This is a genomic window from Paraburkholderia sp. HC6.4b (genome assembly GCF_014200875.1).
In the GTDB taxonomy this organism is placed as follows: Bacteria; Pseudomonadota; Gammaproteobacteria; order Burkholderiales; family Burkholderiaceae; genus Paraburkholderia; species Paraburkholderia tuberum.
Map to the genome: position 1 here is coordinate 152,406 of NZ_JACHDC010000019.1, position 21,298 is coordinate 173,703.

The 21,298-nt window shown below is 62.6% G+C and carries 15 protein-coding genes; 12 read left to right on the plus strand and 3 right to left on the minus strand.

Annotated elements, in window-relative coordinates:
• The 3 genes from HDG34_RS27190 to HDG34_RS27200 form a co-directional block, all read right to left on the minus strand.
• Window positions 1–936 carry an ABC transporter permease subunit gene (locus HDG34_RS27190; protein ID WP_184063913.1) on the minus strand — a complete coding sequence of 312 codons (936 nt, stop codon included), beginning with the start codon at window positions 934–936 and terminating at the stop codon, window positions 1–3.
• Between the two features lie 17 nt (window positions 937–953).
• Entirely contained in the window at window positions 954–2,570 is a 1,617-nt protein-coding gene (locus tag HDG34_RS27195) for a peptide ABC transporter substrate-binding protein (protein WP_184063916.1), read from the minus strand.
• A 130-nt stretch (window positions 2,571–2,700) separates the two neighbouring features.
• Window positions 2,701–5,391 carry a TonB-dependent siderophore receptor gene (locus HDG34_RS27200; RefSeq protein ID WP_184063919.1) on the minus strand — a complete coding sequence of 897 codons (2,691 nt, stop codon included), beginning with the start codon at window positions 5,389–5,391 and terminating at the stop codon, window positions 2,701–2,703.
• 1,072 nt (window positions 5,392–6,463) lie between these two features.
• On the opposite strand from HDG34_RS27200, the gene HDG34_RS27205 reads away from it, so the two are divergent.
• The 12 genes from HDG34_RS27205 to HDG34_RS27260 all read left to right on the plus strand — a co-directional run bounded on the left by HDG34_RS27205 (window position 6,464) and on the right by HDG34_RS27260 (window position 21,295).
• On the plus strand, window positions 6,464–7,075 hold the full coding sequence (locus tag HDG34_RS27205; protein ID WP_184063922.1) for a MotA/TolQ/ExbB proton channel family protein: 612 nt from the start codon (window positions 6,464–6,466) through the stop codon (window positions 7,073–7,075).
• A gap of 24 nt (window positions 7,076–7,099) precedes the next feature.
• Complete coding sequence (locus HDG34_RS27210) at window positions 7,100–7,519, plus strand: biopolymer transporter ExbD (protein WP_090800842.1); 420 nt, start codon at window positions 7,100–7,102, stop codon at window positions 7,517–7,519.
• Window positions 7,516–8,259: an energy transducer TonB gene (locus tag HDG34_RS27215; protein WP_184063925.1), complete on the plus strand. Its 744-nt coding sequence runs from the start codon at window positions 7,516–7,518 to the stop codon at window positions 8,257–8,259. The genes HDG34_RS27210 and HDG34_RS27215 overlap by 4 nt, the downstream gene beginning before the upstream one ends.
• Window positions 8,260–8,434: 175 nt before the next feature.
• Window positions 8,435–10,333 carry an extracellular solute-binding protein gene (locus HDG34_RS27220; protein WP_184064147.1) on the plus strand — a complete coding sequence of 633 codons (1,899 nt, stop codon included), beginning with the start codon at window positions 8,435–8,437 and terminating at the stop codon, window positions 10,331–10,333.
• A gap of 7 nt (window positions 10,334–10,340) precedes the next feature.
• On the plus strand, window positions 10,341–11,393 hold the full coding sequence (locus tag HDG34_RS27225) for a microcin C ABC transporter permease YejB (protein ID WP_184063928.1): 1,053 nt from the start codon (window positions 10,341–10,343) through the stop codon (window positions 11,391–11,393).
• Complete coding sequence (locus HDG34_RS27230) at window positions 11,347–12,459, plus strand: ABC transporter permease (RefSeq protein WP_184063931.1); 1,113 nt, start codon at window positions 11,347–11,349, stop codon at window positions 12,457–12,459. Before HDG34_RS27225 ends, HDG34_RS27230 begins: the two co-directional genes overlap by 47 nt.
• Entirely contained in the window at window positions 12,459–14,105 is a 1,647-nt protein-coding gene (locus tag HDG34_RS27235; protein ID WP_184063934.1) for an ABC transporter ATP-binding protein, read from the plus strand. Before HDG34_RS27230 ends, HDG34_RS27235 begins: the two co-directional genes overlap by 1 nt.
• Window positions 14,102–15,541, plus strand: a complete 1,440-nt coding sequence (locus HDG34_RS27240; protein ID WP_184063937.1) for a TldD/PmbA family protein — start codon at window positions 14,102–14,104, stop codon at window positions 15,539–15,541. Before HDG34_RS27235 ends, HDG34_RS27240 begins: the two co-directional genes overlap by 4 nt.
• Window positions 15,538–16,926 (plus strand): TldD/PmbA family protein, encoded by a 1,389-nt coding sequence (locus HDG34_RS27245; protein WP_260321357.1) that lies wholly within the window; start codon window positions 15,538–15,540, stop codon window positions 16,924–16,926. The genes HDG34_RS27240 and HDG34_RS27245 overlap by 4 nt, the downstream gene beginning before the upstream one ends.
• A gap of 94 nt (window positions 16,927–17,020) precedes the next feature.
• Window positions 17,021–17,542 (plus strand): GNAT family N-acetyltransferase, encoded by a 522-nt coding sequence (locus HDG34_RS27250; RefSeq protein WP_260321358.1) that lies wholly within the window; start codon window positions 17,021–17,023, stop codon window positions 17,540–17,542.
• Window positions 17,539–18,102, plus strand: coding sequence for a GNAT family N-acetyltransferase (locus tag HDG34_RS27255; RefSeq protein ID WP_184063943.1), 564 nt, complete (start codon window positions 17,539–17,541; stop codon window positions 18,100–18,102). The genes HDG34_RS27250 and HDG34_RS27255 overlap by 4 nt, the downstream gene beginning before the upstream one ends.
• A 7-nt stretch (window positions 18,103–18,109) precedes the next feature.
• On the plus strand, window positions 18,110–21,295 hold the full coding sequence (locus HDG34_RS27260; protein WP_184063946.1) for a multidrug efflux RND transporter permease subunit: 3,186 nt from the start codon (window positions 18,110–18,112) through the stop codon (window positions 21,293–21,295).
• The last annotated feature ends 3 nt before the right edge of the window (window positions 21,296–21,298 follow it).

The window sequence follows — 21,298 nt, forward strand, 5'->3', positions numbered from 1 at the left end:
TCAGTACCGGATGCGCGGATCGAGCCATGCGTAAGCAAGATCGACCAGCAGATTGAACAGGACCGCGAATGCCGTAATCAATGCGACCAGACCGAGCACGAGCGTGTAGTCGCGATTGATCGCGCCGTTCACGACCAGTTGCCCGAGACCGGGCAGCGCGAATACGGATTCGGTGACGACCGCAGCGGTGATCGACGAAATGCACAGCGAGCCGAGTAGCGATACGACCGGCATCAGCGCCGGTTTCAGCGCATGACGCAAGACGATGGTGCGGCCGGCCAGACCTTTCGCGCGCGCGGTCCGGATGAAGTTGCCGGACAGCACTTCGATCATGCTGCCGCGCATCACGCGCGCAATCGTCGATACGTTGATGATCACGAGCAGTACGATCGGCAATACGCGGTAGTGCCAGTCGCCATCACCCCAACCGCCAGCGGGCAGCAGACCATGCTCGCCGCGCTTGATCAGGATCGCGAAGACCCACACCAGCACGGGGCCGAGGATGAATGGCGGCACCACACTGCCGAGATTGCCGAGGAACATCACGCCGTAGTCGATCACGCCATTGCGGCGCACCGCCGCAACCGTGCCGAGCGCCACACCGATCACCAGCGCGATCGGCACCGAAATGCCGCCGACGCCGAGGCTGACCGGTAGGGCTTTCCACACCAGTTCGCTGACCGACCAGTCCGTGTAACGGAACGACGCGCCGAGATCGCCGTGCAGCAGCGAGTCGATGTACAGCAAATACTGCTTCCACAGCGGCTGATCGATGTGGTATTTCGCGTCGAGATTGGCAAGCACGGCCGCCGACAGATGCTTCTCCGAATCGAACGGGCCGCCGGGCGTCAGGTGCAGCAGCAGGTAGCACGCGGTGATCACGGCGAGAATCGTCGGGATCGCCCATAACGCGCGGCGCAATGTATAAGCCAGCATGGCAAGGCTCCTTGCGCTCAGTGCTTGATGATGTACATGTCCTGCGACTGCCGCTGATCGACGTAGTTGGTCGGCGAATAGCCGCCCACATACGATTTCACGAGCCGCACCGCCGAGTACTGGAACATCGGAATCAGCGGATAGTCGTTCATCGCGATGTCGTGCGCCTGCGTTAGCATCGCGGTGCGCTTCGCTTCGTCCATCTGCTGGTTCGCCTGATCGATCAACGCATCGACCTTCGGATTGCAGTAGTGCTGGTCGTTCTGCACGCTGTTGCAGCGGATCAGGTCGAAGAACGACATCGCGTCGTTGTAGTCGACGAACCAGCCGTCGCGCGACGCCTGCACCTTGCCGTCGTGGCGCATTTTCAGCAGCACGCGGTTCTCGACGTTTTCGAGCTTCACGTTGACGCCGAGCTTGGTGCGCCATTCCGACGTCGTGAATAGCGCGACCTTCTTGTGCAGGTCGTTGGTGTTGTATGTCAGCGTGAACGTCAACGGCTTGGCAGCGGAATAGCCCGCCTGTTTCAGCAGGTCTCGCGCGGTTTCGATGCGCTTCGCCATCGGCCACGCGGCCCAGTCGGGCTGGAATTGCGCCGCGCCTTGCGTGCCTTTTGCAATCAGGCCGTACAGCGGCAACTCGCCGCTGGCGGTCAGTTTAGACGTCAGCAGGTTGCGGTCGATCACCATGGATAGCGCCTCGCGCACGCGCTTGTCCCTGAAGGCCGGGTCGGCGTTGTTCAGCGAGTAGTAGTAGGTGGCGATAAACATCCCGGTCTTCAGTTCGGAGCCGAACTGCTTGCTGACCTGGTTATAGATGCCGGACGGAATCGAATACGTGTAATCGAACTGGCCGGCCTGATTCATCCGCATTGCCGTTTCGTCGCTTTCGATCGGCAGATAGGTGACTTTCGTGATCGCGACCTTGCTCGCATCCCAGTACTTGTCGTTCTTCACCATCACGAGACGGTTGCCCGGTTGCCAGTCGCTCAACGCATACGCACCGTCGCTGACCATGTGGCCGGGACGGGTCCATTCGTCGCCGTACTTCGCGACCGTCGCGCGGTTCACCGGCGCCATCGTCGACATTGCGGTCAGTTGCGGAAAGAACGCGGTCGGGTCTTCGGTCCTGACCTCTACCGTGTACGGATCGACCGCGCGCACGCCGAGACTGGAGAGCGGCGACTTGCCCGCCAGAATCGCCTTCGCGTTCTTCACGAACTCGACCAGGATCGTGTATTTCGAGCCGGTCTTCGGATCGACCACGCGTTGCCATGAATAGACGAAATCGGCGGCCGTGACCGGCTCGCCGTTACTCCAGCGCGCGTTGTGGCGCAGCTTGAAGATCCATGTATCGGGCGCGCTGCGGCTCCACGATTGCGCGACGCCCGGCACGACCGCACCGTCGGCGGCGATTCGCGTCAAGCCTTCGAACAGGTCGAGGCCGATCGTATTAGCGGCCCAGGATTCGATATGCGCGGGGTCGATCGATTCTGCCTCGACGGGTGTTTGCCGCGTGAGTTCCTGGGTGGCTGCGAGCGTGACGCCGGGCGGAATCGTCACGGCGTGGGCGGGAGAGAGAAGGGCGAGCGCCAACGCGGCCAACGCCGCCCGAGTGGCGTGAATCGGTTTCATTGCGTATTTCAAGTGGCATCCGAATAGCAAAAAAGCTGGCGGTGCGCGAGGCACCGCCGCCAATCCTCTTCAACAACGAAGAAGAGGCAAGAGGAGACCTACGGTCCTGCGATAAAGCCCGCTGCGACGATCAGAAGCGGTAGGTCGCACCGATCTGGAAGAAGCGGCCCAGATTCGTGTACAGCGACTGGTCGTAGCCGGTGATGTCCGGCGTTGATTGCCACTCCACGTCGAACGGCGGCTCCCTGTCGAAGATGTTCTGGATGCCACCATAGATCGTCCAGTTCTTGAAGCCGCGATACGTCATCATCAGGTTGAACTGGCTATACGACGCCACCGAACCCGTGCCACCGTCGCCGAACTCGGCTGCCACTGCGTTGGTGTACGGACCCGTGTACTGCCAGCTCAGCGTCGTGGTCATCTTGCGGTAATCCCAGGTCAGGCTCGTGTTGCCCTTCCAGCGGGGATTCGACGCACCGAACGGTTGCAGCAGCGCGAGGTTGTTACCCGCGAAGTCCTGCGTTGCAGCGCCCGGGCTGTTCAGCTTGAAGTGCCACACGTACGCCCAGTCGCCCGACAGCGTGAACGTGCCGTACTTCGTGCCGACCGACTTGCGGAAGTTCATGTCGAAGCCGTCGGTATCCAGCGAGCCGAGGTTGACGAACTGTTGCGCGATGTAGCGGATCGTGCCGTCAGGATTGCGCACGACCTTCGACGGGTCGTTGGCATCCAGCACGGCATTCGGATCGTCGGTACCGATCACGCCGTCGATATGAATCTTGTAGAACGCTGCACCGATATCGGTCGACGCATCCGGCGACAGTTCGAAGCCGATGTTGTAGTTCTTGGTGTGCTCCGGTTGGAGGTTCGGATTGCCGTTGATCTGTTCCGTCGTGAAGTGCTTGGTCGGCACGCCGCTCGGGTCGTTCGGATCGACGAGGTTCTGGTGAGCGAGGTAGGTTGCCTGCGAGTTTTCGACCAGCGTCGGCGCGCGGAAACCACGGCTGTACGACGCGTACGTCGTCAGCATCTGGACCGGTTGGAAGCGCAGTGCGAAGTTCGGCGAGAACGCGCCGCCGAAGTCGCTATAGTGGTCGTAGCGGCCCGCTTGCGTGAACGTCAGGTTGTGGATGATCGGAATATCGATCTGGTAATACACGGCCGCGATGTTGCGTTCGCCGTCGACGGACTGAACGTTCGCCGGCACGACGATCCCTTGCGACGAGTACGTGCGCGGGTTGATCAGCGAGCTTTCGTGACGGAATTCCGTACCGAAACCGATGCCGACCGGGCCAGCCGGAAGGTTGAACAGATTGCCGGTCGAGGTCTTCGCCGTCACGCTGTCGAGCTTCGAGATCGCCTGCTGGTTGTCGTCCTGGAACAGGCCGTTCAGACCGTTCGGTGTCGATGCCGGGTTCGCGAAGTTGTAGCCGCCGTTCGGGCCGAGGATGTTTTCAAGCGCGGCCGTGTTGATCATGTTCGAGTACGTCGTGTCGACCGTGCTCTGCGAATGACCATAGTCCACCGACCAGTCCCAGTCGCCGACCTTCGGCGTGGTGAACGAACCTTTCACGCCCGTCGAGGCCTTCCAGAACGTCGATACCGTGTCTGCGCGCTGCGCAACGCCCGGGAAGGTCAGGTTGATCGGCGTATCGACACCGTACGGGTTGTACGGATTCAGCGCCGACACCGTGCGGTCGAGTTGCGACACCGAGCCGGTCAGCGGATTGAACACGTTCGACGTGCTGCTGATGGCCGGGCTGCCGAAATACTGTACCGTCTCGTTGCGGCTCGCCCACAGGTCGGCGTAGGCCTGTATGTCGTCGTTGATCTTGAAGGTGCCACGCACCTTCGCGTTCATACGCGTCGTCTGTGGAATCAGCGAGTACGTGTTCGCGTTCTTGTACACGCACGATGCGCCCGCCGCGTTAGTGCTGCCCGGAGGGCACGGGCTCAACGCGGCGGTCGAGCCGTCGGGCAGTTGCCAGAATGACTGCTGGTTCGGACCCAGAGGACCCGTCGACCCACCTGGGAACTGGCTGAAGTCTTCGTTTTTGGTCATGTCGCGCTGGTCGAGCGTCGAACCGGAATCGCGATAGTAGCTGGCGGCTGCCGTCACGTTGAAACGATCCGAGTTCAGGTCGCCGAAGCCGCCGAGCACGCTGAAGTTGCCCTGACCGTCACCCGGATGCTGTGCCTTGCCGAGCTGCCCGTCGATCTGAAGACCCTGGAAGTTCTTCTTCGTGATGATGTTGACCACGCCGGCAATCGCGTCGGAACCGTATGCGGACACGGCGCCCGTCTTCACGATTTCGATGTGATCGACGATGTTCAGCGGGATCGTGTTGACGTCGAAGAACGTGTCGGTGAAGTTCACCGCCTGTGCGTAGTTCGCGACGCGTTGGCCGTCGACCAGCACCAGCGTGTACTTCTCGGACAGACCGCGCAATGCGATCCCCGAGCCGCCCGGCGCCGTGCCGTTCATCGTGGTGGAACCCCAACTGGACGCGGAGTTGGCAGACATGCCGCGCAGGAAGTCGGCCACGGTCGTGTAGCCGCTTTGCTGGATTTCCCTTGCCGTAACGGTCTGGACTTCGACGTTGCCGGTCTTGTCCGATGTGCGGATCAGCGAACCGGTGACTTCTACTTTTTCGAGCTTGCTGACGGCGGGGGGAGGCGCCGCTGGCGTGCTTGCGGCCGTCGGAACGGCCGCTGTATCAGGTTGGCTTTGTGCGTGTGCCAGCGGGACGAACGCCGCTGTCAACACCAGCTCGGCTCCGATGATTCTTTTGATGGCTGAGGCCAATCGCTTCTGTTTCACTTGCGCTCCTTCTTGTTGTTGAGGCCACTTCCGTTGAACGATCACGCAAACGCAGGCGCGAGTTGCGCATGCGCTGCAGTGCGTTGACGTCAGCGAGTTCTTCGCTGTCCGGCGCATCCCCGCGCCGTCCCGCACATCCCGTCCAGGGTGCGTCGCCGATCGTGTCGGACGCGCGCCTTGGTCTTGAAGCGAGCGCAGCAAGAGCACGAGATATGCCATGTGTGAGGTCGCGGACCGTCGGAAAGGCCTTGAGCGGCCTGCGCAAATGCATCGAAGCGATTGATTTGCTTAGGAATTAAGACTTACGAAAAATTTTGTTACGTGGGTAATGCATGGAAATAAATCTCTCCTCGTGCGTGTAACAGAACACAAGAAAATTTCAATTAAAAAAGAATACAGCCTGGTGGTTCGTTGTCGTTACGATTGGTGCGGAATTCGCACCGCGCGAATGCGTTAATTCCGAATTGGTGCATTAATAAAAGTGGATAAAACGCAATTAGATTCACTAATTCTGGGCAATTAAGGTGCCTTAAAAACGCTAAGTAATAAATGTAAGAAAACGATCGGTAAGATGGCTTCGCGTTGCGCGGAGCCTTTTTAGGGCGGGGATTGGTCTGCAATTGGTGTTCATGAGGTAAGCAAACTGAATGTGCAAAGAAAGCTAGACGTAATAAAGTTGGCTATGTCGTATTGGGCATTGCACCAAAGCGTTTCAATTGCGATTTTTCGCACCATTTCGGCAATAGCGAATTAAAGACCTTTCCAGGATAAGTCTTGGAAAGCGGCTTTACGCCATTACCGAAATCAATTTGTTTTGCTATACGCGTGCGCGAGCGCGACGCAAGCCTTCGGGATGCGAGTTTTTGTTACGCTACGTAAGGCTATGAAATAAAAGGCAAAGCGTTCCATGTAAGGGATTGGCGACGTCTTTACGGAGCAATCAGGCGCTCGATCTGGTACGGGCTTTGCATGGGTGACAGGCCTTTTTAGCTGGCGACCCATAAGGCAGCCGGCATCTCGATACCCACCGTTATTCAACGGCCGCTTGAGCCTGTACTAACCGGAGTCCGCAGTGCTGAATACCCTCATTAACTACTCGATCCAGTCGATGGGTCTGATCCCTCTCCTCGCGTTCATCTTCCTGCTCGGCATCGCGATCATCATCGAACGATTCATGTTCTTCTCGCGTGCCGTGCGTGCCGGCAAGACCCTCGAACATGACCTGAAACTCGTCGATGCAGCCAATCCCGACGATGCCGCCAAAGTGGCCGAGCACTACAAGCAGACCGTGCAAGGCGAACTCGTGAAGTCGGCGATGAAAGTGAAGGGCAAGAGCGAAGCCGTGGTCGAACGCGAGATCGAGGAAACGATCATGTTCCAGTTGCCGCGTCTCGACCGTAACCTGTGGATTCTCGACACGGCCGTGACGCTCGGCCCGTTGCTGGGTCTGCTTGGCACGATTATCGGCATGGTCGAATCGTTCAACGTGCTCGGCACCAGCGGCACCGCGAACCCGAACGGTGTGACGGGCGGCATCGGTCACGCGCTGACGGCCACCGCGTGCGGCCTGACCATCGCGATCATCTGCGTGATCTTCCTGAACTACTTCAACAAGCGTATCCGGATGACGGTCAACCAGTTCGACCTCATCAAGTCGCTGCTCGTATCGCGCTTCGCAGTCTGACGCCCGCACTCAAGGAGACGGACCATGCGAAACCATCGCAGCCATTACCTCGGCGGTGAAGAGAAAGCGCGCATCGAGATCATCCCCATGATCGACATCATGATGTTCCTGCTGGTGTTCTTCATGCTCGCGACGCTGAAGATGATCCAGGGCACAGGCATCAAGCTCGACCTGCCGCAATCGAGCACCGCCGAGCAGTTGCAGCAGACCGTCAAGCTATCGATCGGCGTGACGAAGACGGATGAAATCTATCTGGATTCGAAGCCCGTGACGCCCGACGAACTGACCGCGCGTCTGCAAGGTCTGGTTCACGACTCGAAGAAAGTAGATGTCGCGATTGCCGGCGACGAAGGCACGAGCTACAAGAATATCGTCAAGGTCATGGACCTGGTGCGCGCGGCGGGCATCAGTTCGGTTGCATTGGCCACGAACCCGACGACATGAGTTCACCGGCCATCGACATGAAAGATCCGCAAAACCGCCTGCACGGTGCACTTTGGGCATCGACGACGCCGGCGCATCACGGTCGCATGCCCATGAAGCTGGCGATCGGCGTTGCGGTGCTGGTCGAGGCGCTGGTGATTCTGGGCGTGTCGCACATGAAGTTCCAGCCGCCGCCGCCTCCGCCGCCGAAGGAGATGCGCGTGCAGATTGCGCCGCCGCCTCCGCCACCGCCGCCGCCCGAGGTGAAGAAGCTGGAGCCGCCGCCGGCGCCGCCCAAAGCGCAGCCGAAGCACGAAATACCGAAGCCGACCCCGACGCCGCCGCCGCCGCGACCGACGCCGCAGCCGGTGATCCAGCCCACGGCGAATCCGGCTCCGAACGCTCCGGCGATCGCCTCGCCGACGCCTGCGCCGGCACCCGCTCCGGCACCGGCCGCGCCGCCGGCGCCGCCCGCGCTGCATGGCGTGGTGGACGGCCGCGGTCACTGCCAGTCGGTGCAGCCGGTGATTCCGCGCAAGGCATTGACGGACGGTATTTCGGCGGACGTGATCGCGCATCTGACGATCGGTACGGACGGCAATGTCAGCGACGTGAAGATCATGCGCGTCACGCCGCCGACGTCGGTGTTCAACGAAGCCGTGATTGCCGCAGGCAAGGCGTACAAGTGCGAGAAGAATGCCGAGCCGTATGTCGGCGAAGTTCAGTTCTCGTTCAAGACCACACCGTCCGACGACGAGTAACCACGACGAGTAACGACGACGAATAAGCTCAGCTTCGACGCGAACTTCCGGCCTTCGCAATTTACCCATCCGGCCTTCAACCCGGAACCGCGCGAGCGGTGGCTACCCGCCGCCGCCCGCGCGGTTTCGAAGCATCGCGCATCGGCTACGAGCCGATTGCGTCCAGACACGCATGATGACAACCGACAGGTTTCGAGGCCCGCGCGCGCGCGTCGTTACGGCGTTCGCGGCGCGGGTTGCGATGACGCTCGTCGCGGGGCTGCTGGTCGTGCCGTTGACGACCGCGCCCGCGTTGGCGAGGGCGTCGATCGCGCAGTACGACGCGCCGAAGTATCCATCCGGGTTCACGCATTTCGATTACGCGGACCCGAATGCGCCGACCGATGGCACACTGGTTTTCCAGAACTACGACGAAAGGCAAAGCTACGATTCGCTGAATCCGTTCCTGACGCGTGGTGCGCCGGCGCCGGACATCCTGCATCTGATGTTCGATACGCTGATGCAGCGCAGCTGGGACGAACTCGCGTCGGAATACGCGTTGATCGCCGACGACGTCGAGGTGGCGCCGGATGGCAAATCAGCGGTGTTTCATATCGACCCGCGAGCGCGCTTTTCGAACGGCGATCCGATCACCGCCGACGACGTCAAGTATTCGTTCGATACGCTGACCAGCCCGCAGGCATCGCCGCTGTTCAACTCGCAGTTCGCGGTGATCAGCCGCGCCACGGTGCTCGACCCGTCGCGGGTGCGCTTCGACTTCAGGCACGTGGAACGCGACGCGCCGTTGATCGCAGGCGACCTGCCGGTTTTCTCGCGCAAGTGGGCAATGCAAGCCAACGGCACGCGCATCGCGTTCGATCAGTTGACCAACGTGCCGCCGGTGTCGAGCGGCCCGTATCTGATCGAGCAGCGCAAGAACGACACGCAGATCGTCTACCGTCGCAATCCGGCTTACTGGGCCGCCGATTTGCCGTCGCGGCGCGGCATGTACCATTTCGCGCGCGTCGCGTTCAAGCTCTATCACGATCATTACACGCAGCTCGAGTCGCTGAAAGCGCTCGATACCGACGTGATGGTCGAATACAGTTCGATGCAATGGGCGCGCCGTTATATCGGCAAGAACTTCGATAACGGCGCGTTGCAGCGCAAACTCTTTCCGGATCACGGCGCGCAGATGCAGGGGCTGATGTTCAACACGCGCAGGCCGATGTTTTCGGATGTGCGGGTGCGGCATGCCCTTGCACTCGCGTTCGACTACGACTGGCTGAACCGGATGACCTTCTACGGCCAGTACCGGCGCACCAACAGCTACTTCGACGATAGCCCGTTCGCCGCGCAAGGCGCGCCGACCGATGCCGAACTCGCGCTGCTCGACCCGTATCGCGCGAGTTTGCCGGCGGCCGTGTTCGGTCCAATGGTCAGGCAGGCCGACACGATTGCGCCGCACACGTTGCGCGAGAACCTGCGCGAAGCGCGCGGCCTGCTCGCCGAAGCGGGTTGGACGGTGCGCGACGGCCAGTTGCGCGACGCGCACGGCAACCCGATGTCGATCGAAATCATCGACGATCAGCCTGGCATGGATCGCGTACTGCTGGCGTATATGCGCAACCTGCAACTGCTCGGCATCGATGCGCATATGCGCGAGATAGATAGTGCGTTGTATCAGAAGCGGATCGACAACTTCGAGTTCGATATGACGACGTTCATCTATCTGCGCGTGACGATTCCCGGTTCAGAACTGGAGCGTCGTTTCAGCAGCGCATCGGCATCGCAGGTCGGCTCGGAAAACTATCCGGGCGTGAGGTCGCCGGCGGTCGACGCGCTGGTGCGCGCGGTGATGCGCGCGAGCACGCTGAACGAACTCGAAACCGCGACCCATGCGCTCGACCGCGTGCTGATCAACGGCTATTACCTGGTGCCCGAATATTTCGCGCCGGATACGCGCATAGCGTACAAAAGCGCCCTCGGCTACCCGTCGGTGACGCCGGTCAGTTTCCAGGGCGAGGACTGGATCGTCAGCTACTGGTATCGCAAGCCGCCGTCCGCTGCGGCCAACACCGCCGAGGCGAAGTGAGGGGCTTATGTTTATCTACATCGTCAAACGTCTGCTGCTGATGATCCCGACGCTGATCGGCGTCGTTACGCTGACTTTCTTCGTGACGCAGTTCGTGCCGGGCGGCCCGGTCGAACAGATGATGACGCAGTTGCGTCACGGCCAGCAGCGCGGCGGCGAAGGCGGAGGCGGCGGCAACGCGTATCACGGCAGCCAGGGCGTCGATCCGCAGCAGATCGAGCAGATCAAGAAGCAGTTCGGCTTCGACAAACCGCCGCTGACGCGCTATCTGAAGATGCTGAGGGACTACGCGCGTTTCGATCTCGGCCAGTCCTACTATCACCATCAGAGCGTACGGGCGGTGATCCGCTCGAAACTGCCGGTGTCGATCACGCTCGGGTTATGGACGGTCGTGCTGACCTACATCGTGTCGGTGCCGCTCGGGATCGCGAAAGCGGTGCGCAACGGCTCGCGCTTCGACACCGCCACCAGCGTGATGGTGCTGACCGGCTACGCGATTCCGGGCTTCGTGTTCGGCGTGCTGCTGCTGATGCTGTTTGGCGGCGGCACGTTCTGGCAGATCTTCCCGATGCGCGGCCTCACGTCCGATAACTTCGACGAACTCAGTGCGTTCGGCAAGGTGCTCGATTATCTATGGCACATCGTGTTGCCGGTGACGGCGTCGGTGGTGGGCAACTTCGCGATCGTCACGATCCTGACCAAGAATACGTTTCTCGAAGAGATTGGTCGTCAATACGTGCTGACTGCGCGGGCGAAAGGCGCGCCCAAGCGTGACGTGCTGTGGAAGCACGTATTGCGCAACGCCGCGATTCCGCTGCTGACCGGGTTGCCCGCCGCGTTTATCGGCGCCTTCCTGAACGGCAACCTGCTGATCGAAACGCTGTTTTCGCTCGACGGCATGGGCCAACTGTCTTATGACTCGGTGATCCGCCGCGACTATCCGGTCGTGCTGGGTTCGCTGTTCCTGTTCACGCTGATTGGTCTCGTGACCAAACTCATTGCTGACGTCTGCTATGTACTCGTCGACCCCCGCATCCAGTTCAACAGCCTGGACCGATAAGCTGCCGCCCGGCGCGTTGCCGGTGTCCGTGTCGCCTGGGCGACGCGTGTGGCAGCGTTTCCGTCGGCAGAAGCTCGGTTACTGGAGCCTGATCGTGTTCGCGACGCTGTTCGTGTTGAGCCTGCTCGGCGAAGTGCTCGCGAATGACCGGCCGCTGATGGTCCGTTACGACGGCCATGACTATTTTCCGATCGTGAAGGACTATCCGGAAACGATGTTCGGCGGCGATTTTCCGACCCGCGCAAACTATCTCGATCCGTTTATCCGCAAGCAGTTGACGGAGAAAGGCAACTTCGCGGTCTACCCGCCGAATCACTACCACTACGACACGATCGATTACTTCGCGACGCGGCCGTTTCCGGCGTCGCCGTCCGCGACCAACTGGCTCGGCACCGATCAATACGGCCGCGACGTGCTGTCGCGATTGCTGTACGGCTTCAGGCTGTCGGTGTTGATGGCGCTTGCGCTGACGGTGTCGGGTATCGTGCTGGGCGTGCTGGCGGGTGCGTTGCAAGGCTTTTACGGCGGCCGCACCGACCTGATCGGGCAGCGCCTGATCGAAGTATGGAGTTCGATGCCGGACCTGTATCTGCTGATCATCTTCGCGTCGATCTTCGAGCCGAGTTTGTGGCTGCTGTTTATCCTGCTGTCGATGTTCGGCTGGCTGGTGCTGTCCGACTATGTGCGCGCCGAATTCCTGCGCAACCGTTCGCTCGATTACGTTCGCGCCGCGCGCACGATGGGTTTGAGCAACTGGCAGATCATCTGGCGTCATCTGCTGCCGAACAGCATGACGCCGGTGATCACCTTCCTGCCGTTCCGGATGAGCGCCGCGATTCTGTCGCTGACGAGTCTGGACTTTCTGGGGCTGGGTGTCGCACCGCCCACGCCGAGCCTGGGCGAACTGCTTCAGGAAGGCAAGAACAACCTCGACGCATGGTGGATTTCGGTATCTGCGTTTGCCGCGCTGGTGATCACGTTGTTGCTGCTGACGTTCATGGGCGACGCGTTGCGCAATGCGCTCGACACGCGTTCACGCGGGTCGGCGTTCGGCGGGAGGAAGTGATGAGCGACGCAACGTTGCACAAGCCTTTGCTGGAAATCGACACGTTCTCGATCCGTTTCGGCGACAAGGTCGCGGTTCGCGAACTGAATCTGACGATCGGGCGCGGCGAGCGGGTTGCGCTGGTCGGCGAATCCGGTTCGGGCAAGAGCGTCACGGCGCTGTCGATCCTGCGCCTCGTCGAACCTGCGCAGACCAGCGGCCAGATCCGTCTCGACGGCGTCGATCTATTACAGAAAACCGAGCAGCAGATGCGCGGGATTCGCGGTGCCGACGTCGCGATGGTGTTTCAGGAGCCGATGACCGCGCTCAATCCGCTGTTCACGATCGGTCAGCAGATCGCCGAAAGCCTGCGTCTGCACGAGGGTTTGTGGTCGAACGCGGCGCGCGCCCGCGGCATCGAACTGCTGCGCCGTACCGGCATTCCCGAGCCGGAACGGCGGATCGACAGCTACCCGCATCAACTATCCGGCGGACAACGCCAGCGCGCGATGATCGCGATGGCGCTCGCGTGCCGTCCGCGCCTGCTGCTCGCCGACGAACCCACTACCGCGCTCGACGTCACCGTGCGTCAGCAGATCGTCGATCTGCTGATCGAGTTGCAGGAACAGGAAGCCGCCGATCGCGGCATGGCGGTGCTGCTGATCACGCACGACCTGAATCTCGTGCGCCGCTTCGCCCAACGCGTGGCGGTAATGGAAAAGGGTGTGCTGGTCGAAACCAATACGACCCAGGCGCTGTTCGCAGCGCCGCAGCATCCTTACACGCAGCGCTTGCTCGACAGCGAACCGAATCGCGAGATCGGGCCGATCGAACCGCACGCGCGTCGGGTGCTCGAGGTGCAAGGCCTCGCGGTCGATTACCGGACGGCCGCGAAAGGCTGGCGCTCGCTGTTCAGCGGTTCGACCTTTCGCGCAGTGCACGACGTCGATCTGACGCTGCGTCGCGGTGAGACGCTCGGCGTGGTCGGCGAATCGGGCTCCGGAAAATCGACGCTGGCGGCGACGCTGCTCGGTCTGCAACGGCCCGCCGCCGGTCATATCCATATCGACGGCGCGCCGTTGTCGGCTTTGCGTGGCGCGAACTCGCGCCGCGCGTTGTACTCGCGGATGCAGGTGGTGTTTCAGGACCCGTTCGGGTCGCTATCGCCGCGTATGACGGTCGAGCAGATCGTCGGGGAATGGATCGAGGTGCACCGGCCGGAAATCGACGCGCGCACGCGCCGCGCGCGGGTGGGGACGATGCTCGAAGAAGTGGGCATGCCGCAAGAATCGATGCTGCGCTATCCGCACGAGTTTTCCGGCGGGCAGCGGCAGCGCATAGCGATCGCGCGTGCGTTGGCGGTCGAACCGGAAGTGCTGATTCTCGACGAGCCGACCAGCGCGCTCGATGTGTCGATCCAGCAACAGGTGCTTAAGTTGTTGGCGGGCTTGCAGAAGAAGTACCGGTTAAGCTATCTGTTGATCACCCATGATCTGGCGGTGATGCGTGCGATGGCGCATCGCGTGATCGTGATGAAGAACGGCCGCGTGGTCGAGGCGGGAGACACGCTCGATGTGCTGCATGCGCCGTCACATCCTTATACGCAGTCGTTGCTCGCCGCGTCGATGATCGCGCCGGAGCACGACGAACCCGAGGTGCTGCAATGAGTGAATCGCGCTGGACGCAGGCCGCCCGTGCGTTGAAGAGCAATGCGGCGTTCTGGTCCTTACGGATTTGCGATGAGCAGATCGACGACCACGAAGTGCGCAACGACGTCGCGCAGCCGCTGCGCACGCAGCGCGAACGCGGCGTCATGCTGACCGCGTGGGCCGGCGCGGGCGCGGGCTATGCGGCAACCACGGATCTGTCCATCGCGGGCTTGCAGGCTGCGCTCGATATCGCGACGCAACGTGCGCTGGCGAGCGCCGGCGCATCGCTGATCGACCATCGCGCGGTGTCGCGCGAAGCGCTCAGCGGCGCGTATGTCTCGCCCAATGCCGACCAGCCGCTGCCGACGCGCGGCGAATGGCTCGCGCGTCTCGCGCACGAATGCGCCGCCGCGAAAATCGACGACCGGATCGTCGAGCGCACGGCATCCGTGCAGATCACGCGCACCGAACAGGTTTATCTGACCAGCGACGGCGCGCGAATCGACCAGCGCTTTTGCCTCGTGATGCCGGAAATGAGCGTCGCGGCGCACGCGAACGGCGACACGCAGGTGCGCACGCTCGGCGGCAATTACGGCACGCTCGCGCAAGGCGGCGTCGAAGTGCTGGACCGCTACGCGTTCGACGGCGCAGGCGTGCGGCTCGCCACTGACGCGCTGACCTTGCTGGCCGCGCCGAACTGTCCGTCTGGTCCTCGTGACCTGCTGCTGATGCCCGATCAGATGATGTTGCAGATTCACGAATCGATCGGGCATCCGCTCGAACTCGACCGGATTCTCGGCGACGAACGCAACTTCGCCGGATGGAGTTTCGTGAAGCCGGAGATGTTCGGCACTTACCGTTACGGCTCGGAACTGCTCAACGTGACATTCGATCCGTCGTTGCGCGAACAAGCCGCGTCGTACGCATTCGACGACGACGGCACTGAAGCGCGCAAACAGTATCTGATTCGCGATGGCGTGCTCGAACGTCCGCTCGGTGGCGCGCTGTCGCAACAGCGCGCAAAGATGGCGGGCGTCGCGAATTCGCGTGCGTCGAGCTGGAATCGCGCGCCGATCGACCGGATGGCGAACCTGAATATCGAACCGGGAACCAGCACGCTCGGCGAAATGATTTCCGGCATCGAACACGGCATCCTGATGCGCACCAATACGTCGTGGTCGATCGACGATCACCGCAACAAGTTTCAATTCGGCTGCGAGTTCGGCCAGTTGATCGAAAACGGCAAGCTCACGCAAATCGTCAGGCAACCGAATTATCGCGGCATATCCGCGAATTTCTGGCGCAGTCTGAGTGCTGTCGGCAATGCCGGCACGCGCGAAGTGTTCGGCACGTCGATGTGCGGCAAAGGCGAACCGGTGCAGCTGGTGCGCGTCGGCCATGCGTCGCCGCCGTGCGTGTTCACGCATGTCGATGTATTCGGAGGCGCGCGATGACTACAACCCATGCAGTCAATGCATCGAGCGGCTTCGATTTCGCCTCGAACGCGCAGTCGCCGGATTGGCACGCGCATTTCGCGCTGCTCGCCGATGCGATCGACACGTTGCTCAGCGGCGACGAAGTGGCGTTGACTCGGCTGTCGGCGGAGCAATCCGACTTTATCCGCTTCAACGGTGGCAAGGTTCGGCAGATCGGCCAGGTGTCGCAAGGCAAGCTGACCGTCCGCCTGATCGACGGCGCCAGGCAGGCGTATTCGAGCTTCACGGTATGCGGCGATCCAGCGACGGACCTGCGCGATATCGCCGATGCGCTGAATACGTTGCGCGACGGCTTGCGCGATGCGCCCGACGACCCGCATCTGTTGTACGACGCCACCCAATGGACCCAATCGACGCGCCGCAGCGGCAAGCTGCCCGCGCCCGACGCACTGTTGCGGATCGCCACCGAAAGCGCGCGCGGACTCGATTTCGTCGGCTTCTATGCAGGTGGCTCGATGGTGCGCGGCTTCGCGTCGTCGCGCGGCAGTCGCGGCTGGTACGAAGTCAGCAACTTCAGCTTTAGCTGGTCGTTGTACGACCCGAGCGGCCGTGCGATCAAAAGCACGTACACCGGCGACCACTGGGACGACAGCGTGTTCGCCGCGAAGGTCGAACAGGCCGCCGCACGTTTGCCGGTGCTTGGACACACGCCGCGCGCGTTGTCGCCGGGGCGGTATCGCACGTATTTGGCGCCGGCGGCGATGCTGGAACTGGTCGGCACGGCGTCGTGGGGCGGGTTTTCCGCGCGCGCGAACGCCACCGCGCGCAGCCCGTTTTACCAGCTGCACAGCGGCGAAGTCGCGCTCGATCCGCGCGTGTCGATGACCGAAGACCTGAGCCTGAATATCACGCCGCGCTTCAACGAAGACGGTTATCAGCGCGACAGCGTGCCGTTGATTCACGACGGCCGCAACGCCGGGCAACTGACCAACGCCCGTAGCGCGCGCGAATACGGATTGACGCCGAACGGCGCGCTCGCCAGCGAAACGCCCGAGTCGCTGGCGATGGCTGGCGGCGATCTCGACGCCGCCGATATCCTTGCCGCACTCGATACCGGGCTGTATGTCGGCAATCTCTGGTACGTGAATTTTTCTGACCGGATGAATTGCCGGTTGACCGGCATGACGCGTTTCGCGACGTTCTGGGTCGAACGCGGCCAGATCGTCGCGCCGGTCGACGCGATGCGTTTCGACGACAGCCTGTACCGTTTGCTGTCGAGCGAGCTCGAACGTCTCGACGCCCAGTCGGAACTTCTGCTGAACGATGGAACGTGGGGCGAGCGGCAGACCGGCGGCTGGAAACTACCCGGCTTGCTGGCACGCTCGTTCGAACTGACGCTGTGAGTGAGTTTCCGATGACAGACTGAACGCCATAACAATGACAGAACCAAAGACAATATTTGAGAGCACGACCCGGTTCGGGGCCGAACCGGTCGAGATGAGCATTCGGCCGCTGGATCCGGACGACGCCGCGCAATTCCACGCGCTGCGTTCATGCCCCGGTGTGATGCGCCAGAACCCGATGCGTCCGTATCCGACCTTGCAGCAGACTCAAGGCTGGCTCGCGAAGCTCGCGGCGCCGTCGATGGCGATTGCAGCGCTGGTGGGCGATACGCTGGTCGGCGCGGCCGATCTGCATCCGGGCGCGCTGCGTCGCGCGCATAGCGGCTGGCTGGGTATCAGCGTGCACGACGACTGGCAGGGCAAGGGCGTCGGCACGCGGCTGATGGCCGAACTGATCGATGCCGCCGACAACTGGTACGGGCTGCGCCGTCTCGAGCTGAATGTGTTCGCCCATAACCATCGCGCGATTGCGCTGTATCGCAAGTTCGGTTTTTCGCACGAAGCGACCTTTCGCGGCGCCGTGCTGCGCGACGGCATGCTGATCGACTCGATGTTCATGGGCCGCTTACGCGCGCCGATGGGTCATCTGCAAGCGGAAATCGAGGCGACCGTATGAACGTCTCGTTGAAACCCGACATGGCGCATGTGATTATCCGCGCCCGCGAAGCGTCCGACCTCGACGCGATCACTTCGTTGATGAACTGCCCCGGCGCGCGGCATGGCACGTTGCAGACGCCGTATCGCTCGAACGCGACGGTCGGGAGCTGGCTCGAAAAAATGCCCGCGAACACGCTCGGACTGTGCGCGGAGGCGGGCGCTCGCGTGGTCGGGATGATCGACGTGTTGCCGCACATGCACCGGATGGCGCATTGCGCGGGAATCGGTCTCTGCGTGCATGACGATTACGTCGGGCGCGGCATCGGCACGGCGCTGCTCGCGGCGGCCGTCGAGTGCGCGGATACGCTGCTCGGCCTGCGTCGGCTGGAGTTGACCGTGTTCGTCGACAACCACCGCGCGATCGCTCTGTACCAGCGCTTCGGTTTCGTCGAGGAAGGACGCTCGCCAGCGTTCGCGATGCGCGACGGCAAGCTGGTCGATGCATTCCATATGGCCCGTTTCGCCGATGCGCCGGTGTTCGCTTCGCCGGTCGCGCTCGCACCGAACCCACACGCGTGAGCATGCCTTGGCCGCCTTTTTTATCGACCGACCGGTCTTTGCGTGGATTCTGGCGCTTGCGGTAATCATCGCGGGCGCGCTCGCGTTGACGCAACTGCCGGTCGCGCAATATCCACGACTCGCGCCGCCGCGTATCGTGATCGACGCCGTCTATCCGGGTGCATCGACGGAAGCCGTGGATGCGAACGTTGGCAGCGTCATCGAAGAAAGTCTCGACGGTGCCGACGGGATGCTTTACTACGAAACCGCCAGCGACGGCCTCGGCAACCTTGAAATCGCGGCGACCTTCGCGCCCGGCACCAACCCCGATATCGCGATGATGGACGTGCAGAACCGGCTCAAGCAGGTCGAGCCGCGTTTGCCGCAACAGGTGGTGCAGCAGGGTATCAGCGTTTTCAAGGCCGCCAACACGTTCCTGATGCTGGTCGCGCTGACATCCACCGATGGCACGCGCGATTCCGCGCAACTGAGCGACATCCTCAGCCGCGACATCATGCGCGAACTGAAGCGCGCGCCGGGCGTCGGTTCCGCGCAACTGTGGGACGCCGACGAAGCGTTGCGCGTCTGGCTCGATCCGATGAAGCTGCGCGAATTCGGCCTCGCCGCGTCCGACGTCAACGCCGCGATTGCCGCGCAAAACGCGAGCGTCGCGGCAGGCACACTCGGCGACGCGCCGCTGGTGGACGGCCAGCAGCTGAGCGCGTCGGTGAACGTCAAAGGGCAGTTGCTGTCGCCGGAGGAATTCGGCCAGATCGTGCTGAAAGCGCACCCCGACGGCTCGGCAGTGCGGCTTGCCGACGTCGCGCGGGTCGAGATCGGCCGCGACAACTATACGTTCTGGTCGCGCCTGAACGGCAAGCCGTCGGCGACGGTCGGGATTCAACTCGGGCCGCGCGGCAACGCGCTCGAAACATCGGACGCGATTCGGGCGCGGCTCGCGGAACTGGCGAGCCGTTTGCCGCCGGGCGTCGCGGTTCAGGTGCCGTTCGATAGCGCGCGCTTCGTCAACGTTGCGATTCGCGAAGTGCTGATCACGCTGGCCGAGGCGATCTTGCTGGTGTTTCTCGTGATGTGGCTGTTCCTGCGCGATCTGCGCTACGCGCTGGTGCCGACAGTGGTGATTCCGGTCACGCTGATGGGTGCGTTTGTCACGATGTACGCATTCGGCTTGTCGATCAACGTGTTCACGATGTTCGGCCTCGTGCTGGCGATCGGCATTCTGGTCGACGACGCGATCGTGGTGGTCGAGAGCGTGCATCGCGTGATGGACGAAGAGGGCATGGCGCCGCGCGACGCGACATTGAAAGCGATGAAACAGATCGGCGGTGCGATCGTCGGCGTGACGGCGGTGCTGACCGCCGTGTTCGTGCCGATGGCGTTCTTTCCTGGCGGCGTCGGTGGGATTTACCGGCAATTCGCGGTCGCGATGATTGCGTCGATGCTGGTGTCGTCTTTCATGGCGCTGTCGTTGACGCCCGCGTTGTGCGCGAACCTGCTGAGCGCGCCTGCGCAATCGGTCCGTCAGCGTGACGCGCGACGCGGTTTGCGTGGCGTTGCCGCGCGCCTCTCGACGCGTTTCGAACAGGGCTTTGATCGCGCGTCGCGCGCCTACCGGGCCATGACGGCCGCCGCGATGCGCAGGGTCGGGCCGCTGCTCGCGCTGTATGCCGTATTGCTGCTGCTGTGCGGCGCATTGTACTGGCGGATGCCGGGCGGCTTCCTGCCCGTCGAAGACCAGGGCCAACTGCAGGTGATGATCCAGTTGCCGGCCGGCGCGACGCAGGCGCGCACGCTCGCCGTCGTCGAAAAGACCGAGTCGATTTTGCGCATGCAAACGGCGGTGGCGAACGTGACAAGCGTGATCGGCTGGAGTTTCGAGGGCAGCGGACAGAACGTAGCGATGTCATTCGTCGCGCTGAAAGACTGGGGCCGGCGCGGCGTTGATGCGATGACGCTGCGCGACACGTTGAACCGGTCGTTCAGCCGGTTTCTCGACGGCAACGTGCAGGCGCAATTGCCGCCGTCGGTGCCGGGCGTCGGGCATTCGGACGGCTTCACGTTCCGGCTCGAAGATCGCGGTGGCTTGGGCCGCGACGCGTTGAAGGCCGCCCGCGACCAGCTTGCCGAGCGCGCGAAGGCCGATCCGTCGCTGGCGTCGATTCATTTCGAGGATCTGCCCGACGCGCCGCGTATCGAACTCGACGTGGACCGCGCGAAGGCGTACGCGCTCGGCTTATCGTTCGACCGGATTGCGGACGTGCTCGGCAGCACCTTTGGCTCGCACTACGTCGACGATTTTCCGGCGGGTGGCCGGATGCGCCGCGTCCTGGTGGCGGGCGATGCGTCGACGCGGATGACGGAAACCGATCTGCTGGCGTTGTCGGTGCCGAACCAGTCGGGCGCGATGGTGCCGCTGTCGTCGGTTGCGACGCGCCGCTGGACCATCGGGCCAGTCGCATTGACGCGCTACAACGGCTATCCGTCGCTCGATCTGAACGGCCGTGCGGCGAGCGGTGTCAGTTCGGGGGCGGCGATGGAGGCGATGGAGCGGCTCGCGGCGAGCTTGCCTGCGGGCATCGCGTTCGACTGGGTCGATGCGGCGCGCGAAGAACGCGCGGCGGCGCGGCAGACGCCGTTGCTGCTCGGACTGTCGCTGCTGGCGGTGTTCATGGCGCTGGCCGCGCTATACGAAAGCTGGACGATTCCGCTCGCGGTGTTGATGGTCGTACCGCTTGGCGTGGTCGGCGCCATTGCGGCGATGCTGATGCGCGGCATGCCGAACGACGTCTACTTCAAGGTTGGGATGATCACAGTGATCGGCTTGTCCGCGAAAAACGCGATCCTGATCGTGCAATTCGCGCGCGACCTGAGCCTACGCGGCGTGCCGCTGACGCGCGCGGTGATACGCGCGGCGGGCGCGCGATTTCGCCCGATCGTGATGACGTCGTCGGCGTTCCTGCTGGGCGTCGTGCCGCTGGTGCTGGCGAGCGGCGGCGGTGCGGAAAGCCGCCGGTCGATCGGTACGGGCGTGTTCGGCGGCGTCGTGACGGCGACCTTGCTCGGGCTGGTGTTTGCGCCGGTCGCGTTTCAGGCGGTGGCGGTGGTCGCGCAGCAAGGGCCGCGCGGCGCGCTGCGGCGCTTGCATGGCTATCGGCGTCAGTCGCGCGAGTTGATTCGCGATGTCAGCACATGATCG